This window comes from Janthinobacterium sp. 78 (assembly GCF_003096775.1).
Taxonomy (GTDB): domain Bacteria; phylum Pseudomonadota; class Gammaproteobacteria; order Burkholderiales; family Burkholderiaceae_D; genus Janthinobacterium; species Janthinobacterium tructae.
Genome location: NZ_QENT01000001.1, coordinates 3,740,597 through 3,761,490 on the forward strand (window position 1 = coordinate 3,740,597; position 20,894 = coordinate 3,761,490).

At 54.8% G+C, this 20,894-nt stretch carries 19 protein-coding genes; 13 read left to right on the plus strand and 6 right to left on the minus strand.

Translation table 11 applies throughout. From position 1 onward, the window contains the following. Window positions 1-54 precede the first annotated feature (54 nt). The 3 genes from C8C92_RS16425 to C8C92_RS16435 all read left to right on the plus strand — a co-directional run bounded on the left by C8C92_RS16425 (window position 55) and on the right by C8C92_RS16435 (window position 2,744). On the plus strand, window positions 55-726 hold the full coding sequence (locus tag C8C92_RS16425) for a heavy metal response regulator transcription factor (RefSeq protein WP_099764694.1): 672 nt from the start codon (window positions 55-57) through the stop codon (window positions 724-726). Beyond that, entirely contained in the window at window positions 723-2,132 is a 1,410-nt protein-coding gene (locus tag C8C92_RS16430) for a heavy metal sensor histidine kinase (protein WP_099764693.1), read from the plus strand. Before C8C92_RS16425 ends, C8C92_RS16430 begins: the two co-directional genes overlap by 4 nt. 267 nt (window positions 2,133-2,399) lie before the next feature. Then, entirely contained in the window at window positions 2,400-2,744 is a 345-nt protein-coding gene (locus tag C8C92_RS16435; RefSeq protein WP_099764692.1) for a CzcE family metal-binding protein, read from the plus strand. Between the two features lie 39 nt (window positions 2,745-2,783). Here C8C92_RS16435 and C8C92_RS16440 read toward each other — a convergent pair whose 3' ends face one another. Further along, entirely contained in the window at window positions 2,784-3,212 is a 429-nt protein-coding gene (locus tag C8C92_RS16440; RefSeq protein WP_099764691.1) for a nuclear transport factor 2 family protein, read from the minus strand. 444 nt (window positions 3,213-3,656) lie between these two features. Between C8C92_RS16440 and C8C92_RS16445 the strand changes: the two genes are divergently transcribed. The 10 genes from C8C92_RS16445 (at window position 3,657) to C8C92_RS16490 (ending at window position 13,525) form a co-directional block, all read left to right on the plus strand. Continuing rightward, complete coding sequence (locus C8C92_RS16445) at window positions 3,657-4,010, plus strand: hypothetical protein (protein WP_099764690.1); 354 nt, start codon at window positions 3,657-3,659, stop codon at window positions 4,008-4,010. Window position 4,011: 1 nt separating this feature from the next. Beyond that, window positions 4,012-5,397: a TolC family protein gene (locus C8C92_RS16450; protein ID WP_116744610.1), complete on the plus strand. Its 1,386-nt coding sequence runs from the start codon at window positions 4,012-4,014 to the stop codon at window positions 5,395-5,397. Then, window positions 5,394-6,785: a copper oxidase gene (locus C8C92_RS16455; protein WP_099764688.1), complete on the plus strand. Its 1,392-nt coding sequence runs from the start codon at window positions 5,394-5,396 to the stop codon at window positions 6,783-6,785. The genes C8C92_RS16450 and C8C92_RS16455 overlap by 4 nt, the downstream gene beginning before the upstream one ends. 23 nt (window positions 6,786-6,808) lie before the next feature. Beyond that, window positions 6,809-7,138, plus strand: coding sequence for a copper-binding protein (locus C8C92_RS16460; protein WP_099764687.1), 330 nt, complete (start codon window positions 6,809-6,811; stop codon window positions 7,136-7,138). Window positions 7,139-7,159: 21 nt separating this feature from the next. After that, window positions 7,160-7,528 carry a copper resistance protein CopC gene (locus tag C8C92_RS16465; RefSeq protein ID WP_099764686.1) on the plus strand — a complete coding sequence of 123 codons (369 nt, stop codon included), beginning with the start codon at window positions 7,160-7,162 and terminating at the stop codon, window positions 7,526-7,528. Further along, entirely contained in the window at window positions 7,529-8,428 is a 900-nt protein-coding gene (locus C8C92_RS16470) for a CopD family protein (protein WP_099764685.1), read from the plus strand. A gap of 32 nt (window positions 8,429-8,460) precedes the next feature. Then, on the plus strand, window positions 8,461-8,973 hold the full coding sequence (locus C8C92_RS16475) for a cupredoxin family protein (RefSeq protein ID WP_076568727.1): 513 nt from the start codon (window positions 8,461-8,463) through the stop codon (window positions 8,971-8,973). 99 nt (window positions 8,974-9,072) lie between these two features. Continuing rightward, on the plus strand, window positions 9,073-11,454 hold the full coding sequence (locus C8C92_RS16480) for a heavy metal translocating P-type ATPase (protein WP_116744611.1): 2,382 nt from the start codon (window positions 9,073-9,075) through the stop codon (window positions 11,452-11,454). A 42-nt stretch (window positions 11,455-11,496) separates the two neighbouring features. Continuing rightward, complete coding sequence (locus C8C92_RS16485; RefSeq protein ID WP_243420248.1) at window positions 11,497-12,888, plus strand: hypothetical protein; 1,392 nt, start codon at window positions 11,497-11,499, stop codon at window positions 12,886-12,888. Window positions 12,889-13,192: 304 nt separating this feature from the next. Then, window positions 13,193-13,525: a flagellar basal body protein gene (locus C8C92_RS16490; RefSeq protein WP_240453659.1), complete on the plus strand. Its 333-nt coding sequence runs from the start codon at window positions 13,193-13,195 to the stop codon at window positions 13,523-13,525. Between the two features lie 161 nt (window positions 13,526-13,686). Here the strand turns inward: C8C92_RS16490 and C8C92_RS16495 are convergent, their stop codons facing one another. From C8C92_RS16495 to C8C92_RS16510, 5 genes are read right to left on the minus strand one after another with little or no spacing between them, the layout of a single operon-like run. Beyond that, window positions 13,687-13,947, minus strand: coding sequence for a hypothetical protein (locus tag C8C92_RS16495; RefSeq protein WP_058051341.1), 261 nt, complete (start codon window positions 13,945-13,947; stop codon window positions 13,687-13,689). A gap of 58 nt (window positions 13,948-14,005) precedes the next feature. Further along, window positions 14,006-14,365: a hypothetical protein gene (locus tag C8C92_RS27265; protein ID WP_133250774.1), complete on the minus strand. Its 360-nt coding sequence runs from the start codon at window positions 14,363-14,365 to the stop codon at window positions 14,006-14,008. A gap of 5 nt (window positions 14,366-14,370) precedes the next feature. Then, a complete protein-coding gene (locus C8C92_RS16500) occupies window positions 14,371-17,526 on the minus strand; it encodes an efflux RND transporter permease subunit (RefSeq protein WP_116744612.1) in 3,156 nt (1,051 codons plus the stop codon). Continuing rightward, a complete protein-coding gene (locus tag C8C92_RS16505) occupies window positions 17,523-19,094 on the minus strand; it encodes an efflux RND transporter periplasmic adaptor subunit (protein ID WP_099764683.1) in 1,572 nt (523 codons plus the stop codon). The genes C8C92_RS16500 and C8C92_RS16505 overlap by 4 nt, the downstream gene beginning before the upstream one ends. After that, window positions 19,091-20,440: a TolC family protein gene (locus C8C92_RS16510; protein ID WP_082654774.1), complete on the minus strand. Its 1,350-nt coding sequence runs from the start codon at window positions 20,438-20,440 to the stop codon at window positions 19,091-19,093. The genes C8C92_RS16505 and C8C92_RS16510 overlap by 4 nt, the downstream gene beginning before the upstream one ends. Between the last annotated feature and the right edge of the window lie 454 nt (window positions 20,441-20,894).

Below are 20,894 nucleotides of genomic sequence, written 5' to 3' on the forward strand. Positions count from 1 at the left end.
ATCTTCACCATCCGCATAACGTGGACACAGCAGTTGAACTAGTGGAAAAGTGACATGCGATTATTAGTGGTTGAGGACGAGCAAAAGGCGGGCGAATATATTCAGAAAGGTCTGAGTGAGTCTGGTTTTGTTGTTGACTTGGCGAGAACTGGGCCCGACGGCCTTCACGCTGCCACGACTGCCCATTACGACCTGATCGTGCTTGACGTCATGCTTCCGGGCTTAGATGGTTGGCAAGTCATTGCTGAGTTGCGCAAAACGGTCGATACGCCGGTGCTGTTTCTTACCGCACGGGATGGACTCGATGACCGCATCAAAGGCCTGGAGCTCGGTGCGGATGATTACTTAGTCAAGCCATTCGCTTTTGTTGAACTGCTTGTTCGTATTCGAACGTTGTTGCGTCGAGGGCCGATCAGAGAAGCTGATATTTTTCAGATTGCCGATCTGGAACTGGACATTCCTAAGCGAAGAGTAATACGTGCCGGTGTTCGGATTGATTTGACTGCGAAAGAATTTGCACTTTTGCATTTGCTATCCAAGCGGGTCGGACAAGTTTTATCCCGGCCGTTGATTGCATCGCAAGTCTGGGATATGAATTTTGACAGCGACACGAACGTGGTGGATGTCGCGGTACGCCGTCTACGAGCAAAAATTGACGACCCCTTCGAGGTAAAACTGATCCATACGATTCGGAGTATGGGCTATGTATTAGAAGATAGACAATGAAGGCCAAGAACTGGTCTCTTACCACGCAGCTGGGGGTGCTCTTCGCCTGCATCTCGGCAATTGCATTTTCGGTCTTAGGCATCTATCTCTATCAAGCACTCGCGGCGCAGCTCCAAGCACGGGATGATGCAGACCTTGTCGACCGTATTGTGTTCATCAGACATATGCTGGAGGAAACACCGAGTGTAGAGTCGATTCGTGTGGATCCGCACCGTTTTTTAGATGCTGTCGATTTGCATGGCGGCTTTTTGCTCGTTATGCAGGCACAAGACGGTGAAGAATTAATCCGCAATACCCGTGACCGTTCATTCATGCATGCCAGCGGGGCTGTGCCGGTAGAGACGATGCCAGAGCCATCTCACGTACGTGCTGCACCAGGGCATAGCGAACCCAACCTAAGAGTTATTGCTGCGCTGGGTACCGTTGGTTCGACCGGTTCCGTGGTGAAAATCACGCTCGCCAGAAGCGAAGAGAGCCGCGCAGCTGTTCTATCTGCATACAAGTTAAAAGTGCTTGCATCGGGCTTCTTTGGTGCGGTGCTAACAGCCCTACTGGGGTTTCTACTAGTACGTCGCGCGTTGCACAAAGTAAAGCTCATCGCGCAGCAAGCTCAGCAAGTCAGTGCGCACAATTTGGAAGTGCGCTTGCATGCAAAATCAGCCCCGAAGGAAATCCAGATACTGGCTGATTCGTTCAATGAGGTGCTTGACCGCCTGCAAAATAGCTTTAATAACCTTTCCCAGTTCGCAGATGACTTGGCACACGATTTGCGTACGCCTCTCAACAATCTGATGGTCCAAACAGAAGTTGCCCTGTCTCAGCCCAGATCATCCGATGAATATCAAAACCTGCTTTCATCTAATTACGAGGAGTTTGGCCGTCTAGCTAGAATGGTGGAAAGCATATTATTTTTGGCGCGGGCTGACCATGACCAAATTTCGCTAGCAACTGAGCAGCTTGATATGGATGTTGAGCTGACGCGAATCGCCGAGTACTTTGAAGGGCCGGCATCCGACGCCGAAATATCATTCGTCGTCATCGCCTCTGGCACAGTGCTTGCTGATGGGCACCTGCTTCGCCGCGCGGTGAGCAACCTTGTGTCGAACGCCCTTCGATACACCCCGAAGGGAGGAACTATCTCGCTCGAGGCAAAAGCCGACGACGACGGGGCACTGGTTTCCGTTTCCAATCCTGGCCCTGGCATCGTGAAGGAACACCTGCCGCGGCTGTTTGACCGGTTCTACCGTTCCGATAAATCGAGGTCCAGCACGTCAGCCTCCGCTGGATTGGGTCTTTCAATCGTCAAATCCATTATGACGCTTCACCATGGCCGCGCCAGCGTCACGAGTGAGCCCGATGGAGTGACCCAATTCACGCTATTTTTTCCAGGCGTTATTACCCACTGATAGTTCGATGCGGGCGCGCTTGTGGCGCTGCACCGCTAGCTCAGGCGTCTACTGGTCGTCCTATTCTGCCTGCTGACTGCGGCTGAACAGTCACTAAACAGTTAGTTCAAGTTGAATTGGGGATAGGTACTTGACCTTGGAACTGCTGAAGTTTCTGTAATGTAAATGTAATGCTTCCGTCATTCGGGTGTGCGGGTCCCCTACGTAGAATAGCTTCATCGGATCCGCAACTTCATTCACCCGCAACTGAAAAATAAGGACATTCCAATGAAATCCATCAAAGCCAACATCGTCGCCGTTTTCGCTGTCATCGCTCTCAGCCCGCTTGCCGCGATGGCACACCAAGGCGAAATGCACTCGAATCCAGCGTTTGGCAGTGCGGCTCCGGCGCCGGCCGCCACGCGCACTATCACGATTTCATCGACTACGAAGTATGTGAATGTCGCCCAGGGCGACGTCGTCAAGTTTGATGTGGATGGTAAGACGTTCACTTGGCAGTTCGATACGCTGCGAGCCAATGCCAGCTTTGACTTTTCGGCAATTGCGCCGTCCGGCGTGAATACCCACGGCGTACGCGTGTATGTGGCACCTAACCCGACCTACGCCAACTAACTACATGTACGCCCGCCAGTGCGTTGCCGGCACATGAAATTACTGAGATTTCCGGGACGACCAGTGAAGATGAAAGATGACCCATTGATCGCCCTGTTTTTCAAGCAAAGCTGTTTCTGTGCCGAATAAGTGGACATTTTTGCCTTGGAATTGTCCTGTGGTCTCTGTTTCCTGCATCACGACGGCCAGGTTTCCATCAATACGTTCGTTTTGTTTTAGGACTTTGCTTTTAGTGGCCTTAGCAAAGGCGGTATCGGCTGGCAGGTGATGGCCAGCATATTCATCACGTGAACGTTCAACATGTCCAGATTCGTAAATTTTAATTTCAGGGCTAAGCAAAGTACTCGCCTGCTCGGATTTTCCGCTGGCAAGCGCTTCGTGAAATGCAGCAACAGTTTCAGTTGGTGTGGCGGCGTATAGGGGAAGACTGAATACGGAAATAGCGATTAGGGAAGTAAGTTGGCGCACGAGGTCTCCAGTGTTTTTTGTTTATATGATGAATTGCAGCGATGCAATTAAATCAGCGGGCGGTGATTGTGACAAGGTGGAAGTGAAAATACTCTGGAAAACTGAAATTCGCTTGACCTTCCGTCCGTTGGAAGGTGTAGCCTAAAAAGGCGATTTCATCTCAGGTGGTTCAGGCAATTTGCAAGCAACTTAGTTGTCCGTCATAGGGAAGATACTGCAGATGAATTTCATGCTGACGCGCATTGTAAGCAACCGGGCCGAAATAAGTGCAGAACAGCGTACGCCTTGCTCTACCTTTGGAGGCAACAAGAGCCGCCACTCGTTCCTCGCGTCCCTTGAGCTCCCTTCTCACCACTTTCCCCGCCGTCTCCTGAAATCATGTACTGGCGTTCGCCTCACCTCGTGCTGTATCCACCCAGTAACCAGTCATTTTGAAAGAGAATCATGCAACGCTTCCACTTATTGCTTCTGGCAACGGTTAGCTTCTCGCCGGTTGTCTATGCACAATCCACTCAACCCGCGCGCACCACGGCGACAGTGACGGATGCTAAGGCGATGGTGCCGCCGTTGAAATATGTTTCCGCTTTTGCGGATGTTAAGCCGATTGGGGAGCCCCCGACATCTCCGGATAAGGCCTGGATTCAGGCAAATCAAGATGTAACAGGGGGCTCTCAGCATGGCGCTCAGGGGGACATGTCGATGGAAATGGTACCCGGGGCAAAAAGCCAGGAAAAACCCAAGCCGTCTTCGGCGAACGATCCGCACAAAGGCCATCAAATGAACATGAAAGGCAAATAGCATGAAGCGATTATCGTTGCCGACAGCCAATCGGGTAGCCACTGTATTCAGCGTGGTATTTCTTGCAGGTTGCGCCAGCTTTTCACCGGATGGTGGCTTAAATGATGTCTCTCGGCTAACACAAGAGCGGATTGGGCAAGTCAAGCCCTTCACGAAAGAGACGCTGAAAGACAGCCAGCAGTCCAATACACAGGTGCAGTCCTTGCTGTCCGCACCACTTACGCCTGAATCTGCTGTCCAGATTGCGCTGCTCAATAATGCAGCGCTGAAGGTCTCCTTCGCTGAATTGGGGGTCTCGGAGGCTGAGTTTGTACAAGCTGGACGGATGCGCAATCCAAGTTTTAGTTTTGGCCGCGTCAGCGGCGGTGGCGACGCTGAAATCGATCGCAGTGTGATGTTTGACATTGCGGGCCTGCTGACGCTGCCCACGCGTCGACGCATTGAGCAAGGACGCTTTGAACAAACAAAGTTGCTAACAGCTGCTCAGGCTGTGCAGTTGGCGGCAGAGACACGTCGGGCATATTTTATGGCCGTTGCGGCGGCCCAATCGGCCGCATTCGCGGAGCAAGTGCGCGGCGCCGCCGAGGCATCATCGCAACTCGCCGACAGCATGACCAAGGTTGGCAACTGGAGCACACTTGACCAGGCCCGTGAGCGTGCGTTTTACCAAGATGCGTTGACACAATTGGCGAGGACCAAGCATGAAGCAACAGCCACGCGCGAACAGCTCATTCGCCTCCTGGGCCTGTGGGGAGAGCAGCAAAATTTCGTCCTGCCGGACAGATTGCCTCCACTGCCGGACAAGCCGCGGGAAACGAACAATGCGGAAGCACAGGCCATGTCACAACGCCTCGATATGCTGTCGGCCCGCCGCGAGACCGAAGCAACGGCCGCAGCACTTGGCTTAACAAAGGCAACTGGCTTCATCAACGTCTTTGACGCTGGCTACACCAACAAGAGTACGACAGGCTTGCCACGCGAGAACGGCTACCAGATTTCCCTTGAATTACCGATCTTCGATTGGGGTGGCGCCAAGGTCGCACGGGCGGAAGCGCTTTATATGCAGTCCGTCCATCGCACCACCGACACCGCCGTGCGGGCGCGCTCAGAGGTGCGTGAGGCCTTCTCCGCATACCGTACTAGCTATGACATCGCTCGTCATTATCGCGACGATGTTGTGCCGCTGCGGAAAAAAATATCCGACGAGGTTCTGCTTCGCTACAACGGGATGCTTGCCAGCGTATTCGAATTGCTGGCGGACTCGCGCGAGCAACTGGTGAGCGTGAATACCGCCATCGAAACCCAGCGCGACTTTTGGATAGCGGAAACCAAACTTCAATCCGCCATCAACGGTGGAAGTACGAACGATACAAGGGCCATGCCATGATTTCACGTAGAGACTTTTTCAGAGGTGCCGGTGCTGTAGCGGTGAGTGCCGTTGCCGTTAGCAAGGCTGGTGCCGCGTCATTGCCTGAGGCGATGTTGATGGACAATGCCAAGACACACATTCCCTTGGCGCCCCCCACTGGACGGCCCTACAATCCGGTCGTGACCCTGAACGGCTGGTCATTGCCATGGCGCATGAAAAATGGCGTAAAGGAATTCCATCTGGTGGCCGAACCCGTGGTGCGTGAACTTGCACCAGGAATGAAAGCCAACCTGTGGGGCTATAACGGTCAATCCCCAGGTCCGACAATTGAAGTGGTCGAAGGTGACCGTGTGCGTATTTTCGTGACCAACAAGTTACCTGAGCACACCAGTGTTCATTGGCATGGCCAGCGACTGCCGAACGGCATGGATGGCGTAACGGGCCTCAATCAACCAGGTATCGCTCCTGGAAGGACTTTCGTCTACGAATTCGAGGCCAAACGGCCAGGTACGTTTATGTACCATCCCCACGCCGACGAGATGGCCCAAATGGCGATGGGGATGATGGGCTTCTGGGTGACCCATCCAAAGGATCCTTCGCTCCATGCGGTGGACCGCGATTTCGTCTTCCTGCTCAACGCGTACGACGTAGAGCCGGGAAGCTATACGCCGAAGATCAACACCATGCTGGACTTCAACTTGTGGACATTCAATAGCCGCGTCTTCCCCGGCATTGATTCATTGCCGGTGCGCCAAGGTGACAAGGTACGTATCCGTGTCGGTAATTTGACGATGACGAATCATCCTATTCACATTCATGGCCATGAATTTTTCGTTACTGGTACGGATGGCGGCTGGACTCCACCAGCGTCGCGCTGGCCTGAAGTCACCACCGATGTCGCCGTTGGACAAATGCGCGCCATCGAGTTCGTCGCTACCGACCTGGGTGACTGGGCACTTCACTGCCATAAATCCCACCATACCATGAATGCAATGGGCCACTCGGTACCGACAATGATTGGCGTCAACCATCGCGGGGTTGCAGAGAAAATTAACAAAATCGTTCCTGAATATATGGTGATGGGCGACAAGGGCGGCTCCATGGGAGGCATGGAAATGCCACTGCCAGATAATACTTTACCGATGATGTCAGGTGAAGGACCGTTCGGTGGGGTTGAGATGGGAGGCATGTTTACCGTACTGAAGGTACGCAAGGATCAGAAGCGCGGCGACTATTCCGACCCTGGTTGGTACAAGCATCCGGCCGGAACCGTGGCATACGAGTGGACGGGTACCCTTCCTGAACCAGAACGTGCCACCAATGCTGGGGGGCAGTCGATGCCAACGATGAACAAACCTAATATTGAAGTCACTGTTCGTAAACCGACCGGACATAGCGGTCACTAATTTTTTAACTGAAAGGAAACATCATGAAAAACCTGCACAAAGTTGTATTGGCAACCTTGATTGGCCTGTCTTCCGTGGCAACCACCTCCGTGGCGTTCGCCCAGCAGCAGAGCGCCTCCGCGACGCAAGACGCGATGAGCGAAGGGGAAATTAAGAAAGTGGACAAGGACGCCGGCAAGCTGACCATCAAGCATGGTGAGCTGAAGAACCTGGGCATGCCAGGGATGACCATGATGTTCAAAGTCAAAGAGCCGTCAATGCTCGACAAGGTCAAACAAGGGGACAAAGTACGTTTCGTCGTGGAAAAAGTTGGTGGCGCACTCACGGTCACCTCCATCGAGGCAGTAAAGTAAATTTAACAACGAAAGTAGAAGATGAAGACCCTGCGGAACATTATTCTTGCCACGTCCATATTGGCGGCAACGCTGGCTACCCCATTTGCCTTGGCACATGCGAGCTTGAAGAGCTCCAATCCCGAGGCGGGCGCCTCCCTGGCAGTTGCACCGAAAGAGATTGCGCTGACCTTCAACGAGAAGGTGGAAGAAGCCTTTAGCACGATCGTTCTGGCCGATGGCGAAGGCAAAACCGTCGCTGCAAACAAGGCAAAGGTCGATGCCGCAAATCCAGCCATCTTACGCTTGGAAGTACCGGCATTGAATGCTGGCGCCTATACCGTGAGCTGGGCAGTTGCAGGGCACGATGGACACCGTCGCAAAGGCGACTTTAAGTTCACGGTGAAATAATTGGATGCAGTCTCGCTGTTGCAAGTCAGTTCAGCGTTGCTGCTGAACCTCGGCTTTGCCTGGCTCGTCGGATCATGGTTTGCACGCTACTGGATGCGTTCTAGCGGTGTCGATCATGATCATTTCGAGCCAGCGCTGCGCAAACTTGACTTGATGGCAGCGGCAATCAGCATAGTTGGTAGTGCATCGGCACTATTGAGCGCGACGGCAGTTATGGGAGGTGTAGGCCTGCGCGAAGCGTGCCCGATGTTCTGGATGATGGTGTCTACAACCGACTACGGACATGCAGGCTGCGCCATTATTGTGGCGATGCTTGTTCTCTTTTTTGTGCGATTAGCAGGCGGAGTCGGCCGCATCAGCGATATTGCAGTCGTTCTACTTTTGGCTGTTTTTTCTGTAACACGGGCGTCCATGGGGCATGCGGGAGAGGAAGGCTTCTGGACTATTCCGCTAGCGGTTGAAGCGATTCATTTTTTTGCCATCGGCCTATGGACTGGTGCGGTGATGGTTACCGGCTGGTTTGTTCTGCATGAGGCGCGGGTACGGAAATTTGATACGGGTAGCACCGATCAGTACCTCGAATTGATGTCTCAGGCAGCAATGCTTGCAGTAGTTGCCATTGCCGCCACTGGTATTTACAGCGCCTGGCACCGTGTGGGGAGCTCAGAGCATCTTGTTCATACCACCTATGGCATAACCTTGTTGGTCAAAGTTGCATTGGTCCTCCTGGCTATCGCCTTGGGCGGCTACAACAAATTTCTTGGACTGCCTGCCGCCTCCCGCTCCTTGCGCGGCGTCACTCTGGTGAGAGTCGTTTTACAAGTGGAAACCTTGCTACTGCTCGGTGCACTGTTTGCGGCGGCAATTCTTACCACTCAACAACCACCTACCGCGATGTAATGCCGCGACGGTTTTCTACAAGGGAGTACGATATGAAAAAGATGACCTTAAATGCAATTGCAGTAATGTTACTGGCCAGCTTGAGCACTTTCAGCAATGCTGCGGTACCGGATAGCAGCCCAGTAGCACATAGTGGCCACCAGCATGGCGCAAATGAGCAGAGCGCATCTCTTGTGGGCAAGGCGGGAGACCCGAAAAAAGTGACGCGTACCGTCACTGTCGATATGAACGACAGCATGCGCTTTAGCCCAGCGTCTATTGCCGTGAAACGGGGCGAGATCATTCGCTTTGTCGTCAACAATTCCGGCAAGATCAAGCATGAAATGGTCATTGGTTCTGAGAGCGAGTTAAAAGAACATGCCCAACAAATGGCAAAGTTTCCGGAGATGGAGCATGCGGAACCCAATCAAGTGACCGTGACGCCTGGAAAATCGGGAACCATCGTTTGGCAGTTCGACAAAGCCGGCAAAGTGGAGTTTGCTTGCTTACAACCCGGTCACTTTGAGGCCGGCATGAAGGGGCTGGTAGTAGTCTCCGCCAAGTAGATGACTTCGTTCGGCGGGAATGTTCAATTCCCGCCATTGTCACCATAGCTGGTTCCACCGTAGGCAAAGAAACAGGCGAATCTGCCCAAGGAGTGATTCATGAGTAGAACTGACGCCGAGCATCATGCGCACGAGCATCATCACGATACCCATAGCAAGACCGGGCCTGGCAATACGATGAAGACAGGGGAAGAAAAACCATTCATCGATCCTGTGTGCGGCATGCGCGTTGGCGCAAATCCCGAGCAAGAAATCACCTACAAAAGTATGGTCTACCACTTCTGTAGCGGGAAATGCATGGCAAAGTTCAACGCAGCGCCAGATTCCTTCATCGATAGAGCGAATGCGGCGCCCAGCCCCGAGCACTCGCCACAGCAGGGAGCGGTCTACACCTGCCCCATGCACCCCGAGATACGCCAGCCTGCACCGGGAACTTGCCCCATTTGCGGCATGTCGCTCGAACCTGAAATGCCGACGCTAGATGAGGCGGAAAATCCGGAACTAGTCGATTTCCGCCACCGCTTCTGGTGGACGCTGCCTCTGACTCTGGTGGTGTTCCTGTTGGCGATGTTTGGGCATGTGTTCGTTGAAATGGGGCTGCCAGGCCAGAACTGGATTGAATTCGCATTAAGTACCCCTGTCGTACTGTGGGCCGGCTGGCCATTTTTCACGCGCTGGGCGCAATCGCTGGCACGCATGCGCCCGAATATGTGGACCTTGATTGGTTTTGGCGTAATGGCTGCCTATGGCTATAGTGTCGTCGCCACCATCGCACCGGGCTTCTTCCCACCTACCTTTGCTGCACATGGCCGCATAGGCGTCTATTTTGAAGCCGCAGCAGTCATTGTTTCGCTCACGCTACTGGGACAGATCCTTGAGCTGCGCGCACGCTCCCAAACTTCCGCGGCAATCAAATCCTTACTTGGCCTCGCTCCGAAAACGGCTCGGCGCATTCAGGACGATGGGGCCGAAGACGACATTCCTCTCACGCACGTCCACGTCGGCGACAAACTCCGTGTCAGACCCGGTGAGAAGGTGCCGGTTGATGGCGTAGTGCTTGATGGCGAGAGTTCGCTTGATGAATCAATGCTGACTGGCGAGCCCTTACCTGTGACAAAACGTCCCGGAGACACGTTGATTGGCGCAACGATCAATACCAGCGGGAGCCTGATTATGCGTGCCGAGAAAATCGGCAGCGACACGATGTTGTCTCAAATCGTACAAATGGTCGCGCAGGCACAGCGCTCCCGCGCGCCTATGCAACGACTCGCCGATAGTGTCGCAGGCTATTTCGTGGTCGTGGTCGTGGCCATAGCGCTACTGACGTTCGTGTTATGGGGAATGTATGGCCCTGAACCAAGCTGGGTCTTTGGTTTTGTTAACGCCGTTGCAGTACTGATCATTGCTTGCCCATGTGCATTGGGGTTAGCCACACCGATGTCCATCATGGCCGCCACTGGCCGCGCCGCCACCCAGGGGGTGCTCTTTCGGGATGCCGCGGCAATAGAAGACCTCAAGAAGGTCGACACACTGATTGTCGACAAGACGGGGACCCTCACTGAAGGTAAGCCTTCCTTTAACAGCGTGGTCGCAGCGCCTGGTTTCAAGGACGAAGACGTCCTGCAAATGGCGGCGAGCATAGACCAGGGAAGCGAACATCCTTTAGCGCACGCGATTGTCAACGAAGCGAATCGGCGAGCACTGGCGCTAACAAAGCCTGACAGTTTTGAGTCCGCCAGCGGTATTGGCGTGCGCGGCACGCTTGGCGGGGTGCACATCGCACTGGGCAACACCGCCCTGATGGATACTGACAAAGTTGATTGGCGGCCGCTTGCTGAGGTCGCTGAACGCTTGCGAACAGAAGGTGCTAGCGTCATGTATCTATCCTCTGACGGCGTTTTGGCTGGACTGATCGCCGTGTCGGATCCCATCAAGGCAACGACGCGTGAGGCGATAGAGGGCCTGCGCGCCGAAGGGCTGACCGTGATCATGGCCACTGGCGATGGCGTCACTACTGCGAGGTCCGTGGCCGAAAGGCTGGGCATCACGGAGTTCTACGGCGAGGTGAAACCACAGGACAAGTTGGCCTTGGTAGAAAAACTCCAAAAGCAAGGCAAGGTGGTCGCAATGGCCGGCGATGGAATCAATGATGCCCCCGCACTGGCGAAGGCCAACGTTGGTATTGCCATGGGTACAGGAACAGACGTGGCTATCAATAGCGCTCACGTCGCTTTAGTAAAAGGAGATCTGCGTGGGATTGCCCTTGCCCGTCGAATCTCGGTCGACACTGTTCGAAATATGTGGCAGAACCTGGGCTTCGCGTTTGTCTACAATGCCTTGGGCATTCCCCTGGCTGCCGGTGTGCTGTATCCATTTACTGGCCAACTGCTATCGCCGATGATCGCCGCGTTAGCGATGAGCCTGAGTTCCGTGTCTGTCATTACTAATGCACTCCGGTTGCGCGGTACCGGTCGGCCTTAACCGCTGACTGTGGCACCGAGCGACATTCTTGTGGAAGCAAACATGAATACACCTGCGATAGTGAAAGCTGCATCGAAAAACGGCTGCTTGCTTAGCAACGAAGAATTGAGCTTTCTTCCGGCTGCACGCCTCAATAGAGACTGTTTCTGCACCAGTTTGGATAGCTCCGCATTGAAAATAGCGCTTTCTAGCGAACCGGGTATGGACGGATTGCACGAGTTGATCGAGGAGCGGTGTCCCTATCTATTTTCTGCGCGGCCTATTTTTGTCTCCTATCACCAAAGCAAACGTATTGCGGACGTTATTGCAGCGATTGAATCCGTGATATCGCTGCCATCCTTTCGTGCGCGCGTTCTGACTGATGCTCCTGACATTGCCAAGCATAATCCTGATGGTGCAAAAGGAGTATTTTTTGGCTATGACTTCCACATGCGCGACGATACCTTGGCGCTCATCGAAATCAACACAAATGCCGGTGGAGCGATGCTCAACGCCGCGATGGCCAAAGCCCATAGATCGTGCTGTCTCAGCGATAGTGAATTGACACGTGCCATTGATAGCGGTGCGACCCTTGAAGACACCATCTTCAACATGTTTGAGTCTGAATGGGTACTCTCTCGACGTTCACAGCCACTTCGGACAGTCGCGATAGTTGACGAACATCCAGAGCAGCAGTATCTCTATCCCGAGTTTGTTCTTTTTCAACGCTTGTTCCAACGCCACGGCATCGAGGCCGTCATTGCCTCACCATCGGACCTTACCTATCGTGATGGCGTTTTACGTCATGGGGATCTTGCTGTCGACTTGGTCTATAACCGGCTGACCGATTTCATGCTTGAGTCGCCCCAGTGTCTCCCATTGCGGTCGGCGTATCTAGACAGTGCGATCGTGCTAACGCCGCACCCCCAAGCGCATGCCCTCTATGCAAATAAGGCAAATCTGGTTCTGCTATCGGATAAGAAAGAGCTCGTAGCGCTTGGCGTAGCCTCCGCCGTGCAAGATATTCTGCTCAAGAGCATGCCTCGGACGCAGATTGTGACGGCCTCCGATGCGGACCGCTTGTGGACGGAGCGCCGAAAGTTGTTTTTTAAACCTGTTGCAGGCTACGGGGGGCGAGCCACGTACCGTGGTGAAAAGATCACCAAACGGGTATGGCAGGACATTCTGGCTGGTGATTACGTCGCTCAGGCCCTCGTCATACCCGGCGAGCGCTCGATCGGTTCCACAGATAATCCTAGCTCGCTGAAATTCGACCTTCGAGTCTATGTTTATGACGGAAAGGTGCAGTGGACCGCAGCCAGGATGTATCAGGGGCAAACCACCAACTTTCGCACCCCTGGAGGTGGTTTTGCACCTGTTTATAGTTTGGACGACGAGTGCACTGCGAATGAAATCAGCTCTATCGCGACTAGAGCTAGTTCCCATCACGATTGACACGTGTTTGATCCGTAAACCGAACAGGTTAGTTAGTTACTCGATCCGACCAGCTCTCTGAAACGTCAGAAATCGAATGTCAATGAGGGAGGAATCCATGACTAAAATTGAATCGATCCAGGCATCTATCGGGCTCACAGTTAAGGGTAGCACTAGCGCGGAAGGCAAGACGGCAGGGCAAATGTTTTCTGCCACATTAGCTAATGCACTTGGATCGACGCCAAAAGTGGCAATGGCCTTGCCTCCAGTGGCAACTATTCAACACACACAGTTTGACCTTCCATTGAATTTGACCGCTGCTAAGATTTGGCAGCAGCCGAGTATCAATGAACGTGCGCTCGGACTGCGGGCATACCGTCAAGAACTTCTCGCATCCAATATCGCGAATGCCGATACGCCTGGATATGTGGCGGTAGATATTGATGTTGAGAAGGCCTTAAAAACAGGAAAGTCAAAAGATGACGTTTCCCTGCAATTTCGTCTTCCAGCCCAAGGTAGTATTGATGGCAATACCGTTGATATGGATGTTGAACGGGCCCAGTTTGCTCACAATTCCCTCATGTATGAATACAGCGTTGATCGTGTCAAGGGACGCTTCAAGGAACTAGATGACCTTTTGAAAAATACACCATATTAGTAATCCCTACTTGGAAATACTGACAGTAGCGACTTAATGCAACTACCGCAGGCAACGGAAAGATTAAGTCATGGCGTGATCGGGTAAGCACCTGAATGGATACGATCGCTGCTGTCCGCATATGCCACCAGCAGCGATCGCATCCAGCACTCAAAAACGCGTTACTTTTTCTTCATCATTTCCTGACAGTCCTTCATCATTTGATCCATTTTTTCATGCATTTTCGGATCCATTTGATGATCCATTTTTGGCTCCATCTGATGTTCCATTCCAGCTTGCGGGGCTTTATTGGCCGCTCGCATCATTTGCGCCTGCTTGGCCTTGCGCCCTTGCTCAATCAGTTGCCAGTCCGGGCCAGCGAAGGCGGGAAATGCAGTGCTAAGAGTGCTGATACAGAGCAGCGTAAGTAGTAATTTTTTCATGATAGACTCCTCGATAAACTAATTTGATGTATGCATCGTCATCCCCATGGTCAAGTGGCTAATTCAACCATCGACAATACAAAAGCCGCAGCGCAACTGCGGGAACGTCTGACATATCAGAAAAAAAATCACCTCTATCCGTTTGCGAAACAAAACGCATCGTAGCAGTGGTAGCACCGAGATCCGGATAGTCGCCGCCTGCGTTATGGTCGGCAAAAGGTGGTCCCATATAGCAGAAGGCGCATGGCTGGCAGCTTGGCATGGCCATCGGCTGCGCAATCGCCGCAGATGCACGCATGTCGTTTTGCAGTGGAAACGCCGGCACATGGCTGCACCAGATAAAACCGAACAACACCACCGCACACCTCACGAAATACACGAGGTGCTTAGCCGATCGGTAGGTGCCAAACGGTCTCATGACGGCTAATTCTCCTCTGCTGCTGCCGAGCCGGCGGCACGGATCTGACGCCGACGTAGCAGCAGATAAACCGCAGGGACCACAAACATGGACAACAACGGCGCGGTAATCATGCCGCCAACCATCGGCGCGGCGATGCGCTGCATGACCTCCGACCCAGTGCCGGTGCCCAGCATAATCGGCACCAGGCCGGCGATAATGACCGCCACCGTCATTGCCTTGGGCCTCACGCGCAAGACCGCCCCTTCACGAATTGCATCGAGCAGATCGGTTTCACCAGCGTTACCATTCGCCAGACGTTCATCCCAGGCATGCTTTAAATAAAGCAGCATGATTACGCCGAATTCGGCCGAGACGCCAGCCAACGCGATGAAGCCGACGCTGCCGGCGACTGACAGGTGATAGTCGAGCAACCACAGTAGCCAAATGCCGCCGGCCAGCGCAAACGGCAACGTTGCCATGATCAAGGCCGCTTCATCGAAGCGCTTGAAGGTCAAATAAAGCAGCACGAAGATAATAAGCAAGGTCGCTGGCACGACGATTTTGAGTTTTTCAGTGGCACGCTCTAGATATTCGAACTGCCCCGACCATGCAATGGAGTAACCCGCCGGCAATTTGACTTCCCTGGCGACGACTTGCTGCATGTCATACACAGTCGAACTCAAGTCGCGATCGCGAATATCGACATACACCCAGCCTGACAGCCGGGCATTTTCACTCTTGAGCATCGGTGGACCGTCGTCGATGCGGATCGCGGCGACATCACCCAGCCGGATTTGCGCCCCCCGCTCTGTCAGCACCGGTAGCTGGCGCAGTTTCTCGACTGAGTCGCGCACCTCGCGTGGATAACGCACATTAATCGGGAAACGCTGCAATCCTTCGACAGTTTCACCGATATTGTCACCGCCGATCGCCGCCGACACCACGCTTTGCACGTCTGCAATATTCAAGCCGTAGCGGGCGGCCGCGTCGCGATCGATATTGACGTCGATGTACCGTCCGCCATTCAGGCGCTCGGCCAGCGCCGAGGAGACGCCCGGCACCTTCTTGACTGCGCGCTCTATTTCACCTGTGATGCGGTCAATTTCCTCCAAGCTAACGCCTGCGACCTTGACGCCGACCGGGCTTTTGATGCCCGTGGCCAACATGTCGATCCGGTTACGGATCGGCGGCACCCAGATGTTGGACAGCCCAGGCACCTTGACGGTGCGATCCAGTTCTTGTATCAATTTTTCTGGCGTCATGCCAGGGCGCCACTGATCGCGCGGCTTGAACTGGATCATGGTTTCGAACATTTCCAGCGGCGCCGGATCAGTGGCGCTCTCGGCTCGGCCGGCCTTGCCGAAGACGCTTTGTACCTCGGGTACCGTTTTAATCAGCCGGTCAGTCTGCTGCAACAACTGCGCGACCTTGCCGGCGGACAGCCCGGGCAACGCCGATGGCATGTACAGCACATCGCCTTCATCCAGTGGCGGCATAAATTCGCCGCCGAGTCGACTCATGGGCCAGATCGTGATGGCCGCTACCAGTGCGGCCGCCAACAAAGTCAGTTTCGGGAAACGCAGCACGATATCAAGCAAGGGACGATATAGCGCGATCAGGAAGCGATTGAGGGGGTTCTTTTGCTCATCAGGAATGCGGCCGCGGATCAGATAGCCCATCAAAATGGGAATCAGCGTGACCGCCAAGCCAGCCGCTGCCGCCATCGCATACGTCTTGGTAAAAGCCAGCGGTGAAAACAAACGCCCCTCTTGCGCTTCCAGGGTGAACACGGGAATGAACGATAGAACGATGATCAATAGCGAAAAGAACAGTGCTGGCCCGACCTCAGCCGCAGCGTCGCCAATGACACGCCAGTGCTCATTGCCCTTCAGCTGCTTTCCTGGATGGGCATGATTCCAGGCTTCAATATGCTTGTGGGCATTCTCGATCATCACCACGGCGGCATCGACCATCGCGCCGACGGCAATGGCGATACCGCCCAGCGACATGATATTGGCGTTGACTCCCTGGTAGTACATGACGATAAAAGCGATCAGAATGCCGATCGGCAGCGTGATGATGGCCACCAGCGCCGAGCGCAAGTGAAACAGGAACAGCGCACAGACCACAGCGACGACAATGAATTCCTCGATCAGCTTTTCTTTCAGGTTGCTCACGGCGCGCTTGATCAAGCTCGACCTATCGTAGGTTGGGACGATCTCGACGCCGGGCGGCAAGCTCGCTTTTAGCTTTTCCAGTTTGACTTTGACGGCATCGATGGTTTCCAGCGCATTTTTCCCGGAACGCATAATGATCACGCCACCAGCAACTTCGCCCTCGCCATTCAATTCAGCAATCCCGCGCCGCATTTCCGGCCCGATCTGGATGCGTGCGACATCGCCCAGCCGCACAGATACGCCGGCATCAGACGTCATCAACGGAATCTTACGGAAGTCATCCAGCGACTTTAGATAACCAGAGGCCCGTACCATGTATTCGGCCTCGCCCAATTCCAGCACGGAGCCGCCCGTTTCCTGATTGGCTTTCTGCACGGCATCAATGATTTTGCCATGCGGGATGTTATAGGCGCGCATCTTGTCCGGATCGAGCACAATCTGGTACTGCCGCACCATGCCGCCAATGCTGGCCACTTCCGAGACGTTGGGCACCGCTTTCAACTCATACTTGAGAAACCAGTCCTGCAAGGCGCGCAATTGCGACAAATCGGTCTTGCCGCTACGGTCGACCAGCGCATATTCATAGACCCAGCCGACGCCGGTCGCATCTGGTCCGAGTGCGGTTTTTGCCTGCGGTGGCAGGCGTGACTGCACCTGGTTCAGATATTCCAGCACCCGTGATCGCGCCCAGTATGGATCGGTACCGTCTTCAAACAGAATGTAGACGAAGGAGTCACCGAAAAACGAATATCCACGCACCGTCTTGGCGCCCGGCACCGACAGCATGGTGGTGGTCAGTGGATATGTGACCTGGTTCTCGACGATTTGTGGCGCTTGCCCCGGATAGCTGGTGCGGATGATAACCTGCACGTCCGACAGGTCGGGAATGGCGTCGAGCGGCGTGCGCGCCAGCGACCATATGCCCCAGGCCGTAATGAATACAGTCACCAACAAGACCAGAAATCGGTTGCCGATAGACCAGCGGATCAGTTTTGCGATCATTTCGCCACTCCCGCTGGTGCCTTCATGCCACCCATGGGTTTGTTCTCGGGTTTCGGCACACCGGAGGTCGGCGCAATGGCCACGATCTCAAAGCTGCCATCTTCGCCTTGCCTGATGTCGAAGGCGACTCGGTCACCTATGCCGACATTGCGCGGCAAGCCCGTGGAGGGCACTTTGAAACCCATCGTCATCGCCCCCCACTGCAGCGACGTGATAGGGCCATGCGAGATGGTGATTTCGTCCTTGCCGATCTGTTCGACCTTGCCTACCCCATGGTGGCGCGGGGGTGCCTTGTCTGCATCCGGGGATGGCGTATCGCTCAAGCGTGTCGTGGTTCCCTTCAGGCTGGCCTCGGAATCGACCAGGAACTGCGCCGAGACGACCACTTTCTGGCCAGCGGACAGGCCCTTGCGGATTTCGGTGAGACCATTGCCTTCGCTGCCGGCCTCCACATCGACGGGCATAAACTTGCCACCCTCCTGGGCAAGCATGACAACGCTGCGCGTACCCGTCTGGATGACTGCCTCCGATGGCACCTGCAAAACATCGGCGCCATTGTTTGACGTGAAGGTCAACGTAGCAAACATGCCGGGCAACAACTGGGCGCCGGGGTTAGCCAGCTCCACACGGGCTTTCAGGGTTCGCGTCGTAGCATTAACTTCCGGCAAAATGGCATTCACCTTGCCTTTGAAAATACTTCCGGGTAGCGCTTGTACCCGCGCTTCGACGGCATCACCGGGGCGAACCTTGGCCGCCACGCTCTCGGGCACTTCCGCGTTGACCCACACTGTCGCGAGCCCATTGATGCGAAACAGCGGCGCACCGGCGGAGACGGTCATTCCTTCGCGAGCGCCAAGCTCTGCGATCACACCGCTGATGGGTGCTGAGACCGTCAGGCGAGGATGTACCTTTCCACTCGATTCGACTAGCCGGATTTGCCCGTCACTCATACCAACAAGCCGCATGCGCTGGCGGGCAGCATCGACCAGGGATGCTGTCTCATTGCCTTGCATACGACGGCTTGCCAGATAGTCTTCTTGTGCCGCGATCCAATCAGGGACATACAAGTCAGCCAAGGGTTGCCCCTTTTTCACCGGATCGAGCAGGGCACGCGCATACAAGCGCTCTACAAATCCACCGCTACGCGCCTGCACCAGTGCCACGTCGCGCTCGTTATAGGCAACGTTACCGACGGCAACCAAGCCGGCGGACATCCTTCCTGATGTGACGAGCGCTGTGCGCACTCCCAGGTTTTGCTGGACCCGCGGGCTGATCGTAACATTACTGTCCTCACCATCCCCCGCAGCATAGACGGGCACCAGCGGCATATCCATGAACGGTGACTTACCGGGTTTGTCAAACTTCTGGCCTGGCACCATGGGGTCATGCCAATATAATGGTTTCTTGTTGGCAGCACTCGCGGCGCCTGCTGCGTTGCCGGATACCGCCTTGACGTCACCTGTAGATACTGTCTGATGTGCTTGTCGTAAACCAAACTGGTAACCGGCATAAGCGACCGCTGCAAGGGCACCCGCAAGTACCAGGACGTGTAATTTCTTATTGTTCATTTGAATTCCTGCTGGCGATGTACTGCGGAAATCTGCGTGATTGCGATGTCGGGAAAGAGGAAGCGAAGCTGTGCCCAGAACTGGGCTGTATTCATCTGCAACTGCAGCAACTGAACGTGCATGTCCGCACTGTTACGCCTGGCAGCGAGCACCTCAGCCAAAGAGGCTTTTCCGCCACGATAGGAGGCCAGGACCGCTTGGCTTCGCTCGTCGGCAAGGGGCAATAGCTGGAGCGCGTAGCGCTCGCTACGTTCTTGGCCACTCCTCCATTCGATGAGCAAGGCACGGATGTTGGCGGCATCTTCTCGCAGCAATTCGTCGCGTTCGCTCCTCGCTTGTTCGACCAAGGCGAGTTTGGAGCCTAGTTCGCGGTCCTGCCGGTTTTTGCGATCCCACTGTAATGGCAGGGATAGGCCAACGGAGACCATGTTCGAGTAGGCCGCGCCGCGCTGCTGGAATGCGAACTCGATACTCCAGTCCGGATGCCGATTCGCTCGCGCCAGATTGACGTCGGCCTGGGCGACTTCTTCCTGCCGATTCAACACCATGATCTGCGGGCGGTGCGCCAGTTCAGTGTCGAGCAACACCGGGTCCAGAGGGATGGTGCCCAAGTCGGGCATGCTGGCATCGGCAAGTTCGCCGCTGCTGCCGGTCCAACGCACCAGCATGTTTTTTGCCGTATTGAGGTCGCGTTCGACCTGACTGGCTCGGTCCTCAAGGGTTAACAAGGCAGAACGCGCAGCCAGCACGTCGGCCTGGCTGCCACGCCCGCCCCGATAGGCGGCCGTAGCGGCGTCAATTTCCTGGCGGGAAAAGACCACTTGTTCTGTCAGAACTACTGACATTTTCCGAATGTAGTAGACGTTGAGCCAGGAGATCGCCGTGTCGCGCTGAATCGCGGCGAGTGCGACATCTTTTTGCGCCTGCGCCTTGTCGGCTTCGCGCTCAAGACGTGCGGAACGCCAGCGCAATTTATCGGCGCGTGTCAGTTCCTGCGAAATGCCGATGCGCCGCATCGTCATGAAATCCCCGCTCAAACTAAAGCGATCACTGCCACTTAAGGGCACATTATCGATGCCGACCTTGAGAGTGGGATCGGGGCGCTGCGCCACCGCTACCGCCATTTCATGTGCAGCGACAGTGGCCTGGTCCTGCGCATGAAGTTGGCGCGAGCGGACGACAGCCTGCTGCAGCGCCTCGGTGAAGGTGATTGGCTGGGGGGCCGCGCGCGCATCATGAACGAAGGCAAGCAGCGGAAAAGTAAGGGCGAGAGCGAGCGCCGTCTTCATGAATGGGCGAAGACGGACGACGCGTGCATGCGACTGCACGGAGTACGGGATTGGCATGGCAGCTCCAGAATGCGATGGGCAACAACGCCCTGTCGAACCCGACAAGGCGATGACGATCTAGGCAGTCTGGAGTATCAAATACGCAAACAGCAATGGCGGATAGCGATAGGCGGTGCCGTTGGCCTCGCCAAGGTAATGAGCAAAGGAGGTTTTGCTGAATACACTACGGGAGTGTCATAAATAGCTAACGTCAAAAGCAGGACAACAGGGACGAATGATGGGTGGTCGGCGACAGGTGTCTTGTCCAGCGACTGCCTGGATGCATCTCCCACAGCATAAATTTGACACAACGTCGACTGGTCAGTGTCCATGCCAGCGCAATCTGTCATCGCGGGCATCGCAGATGCCCTAACACCTGCGGCTACAACAGAGCCACCGCCTCCCATCGGTACGCCAGGGCACAGGTACGAAGCAACCGCATGCTGCATGAACAGCATGCTAAGTATCGCGA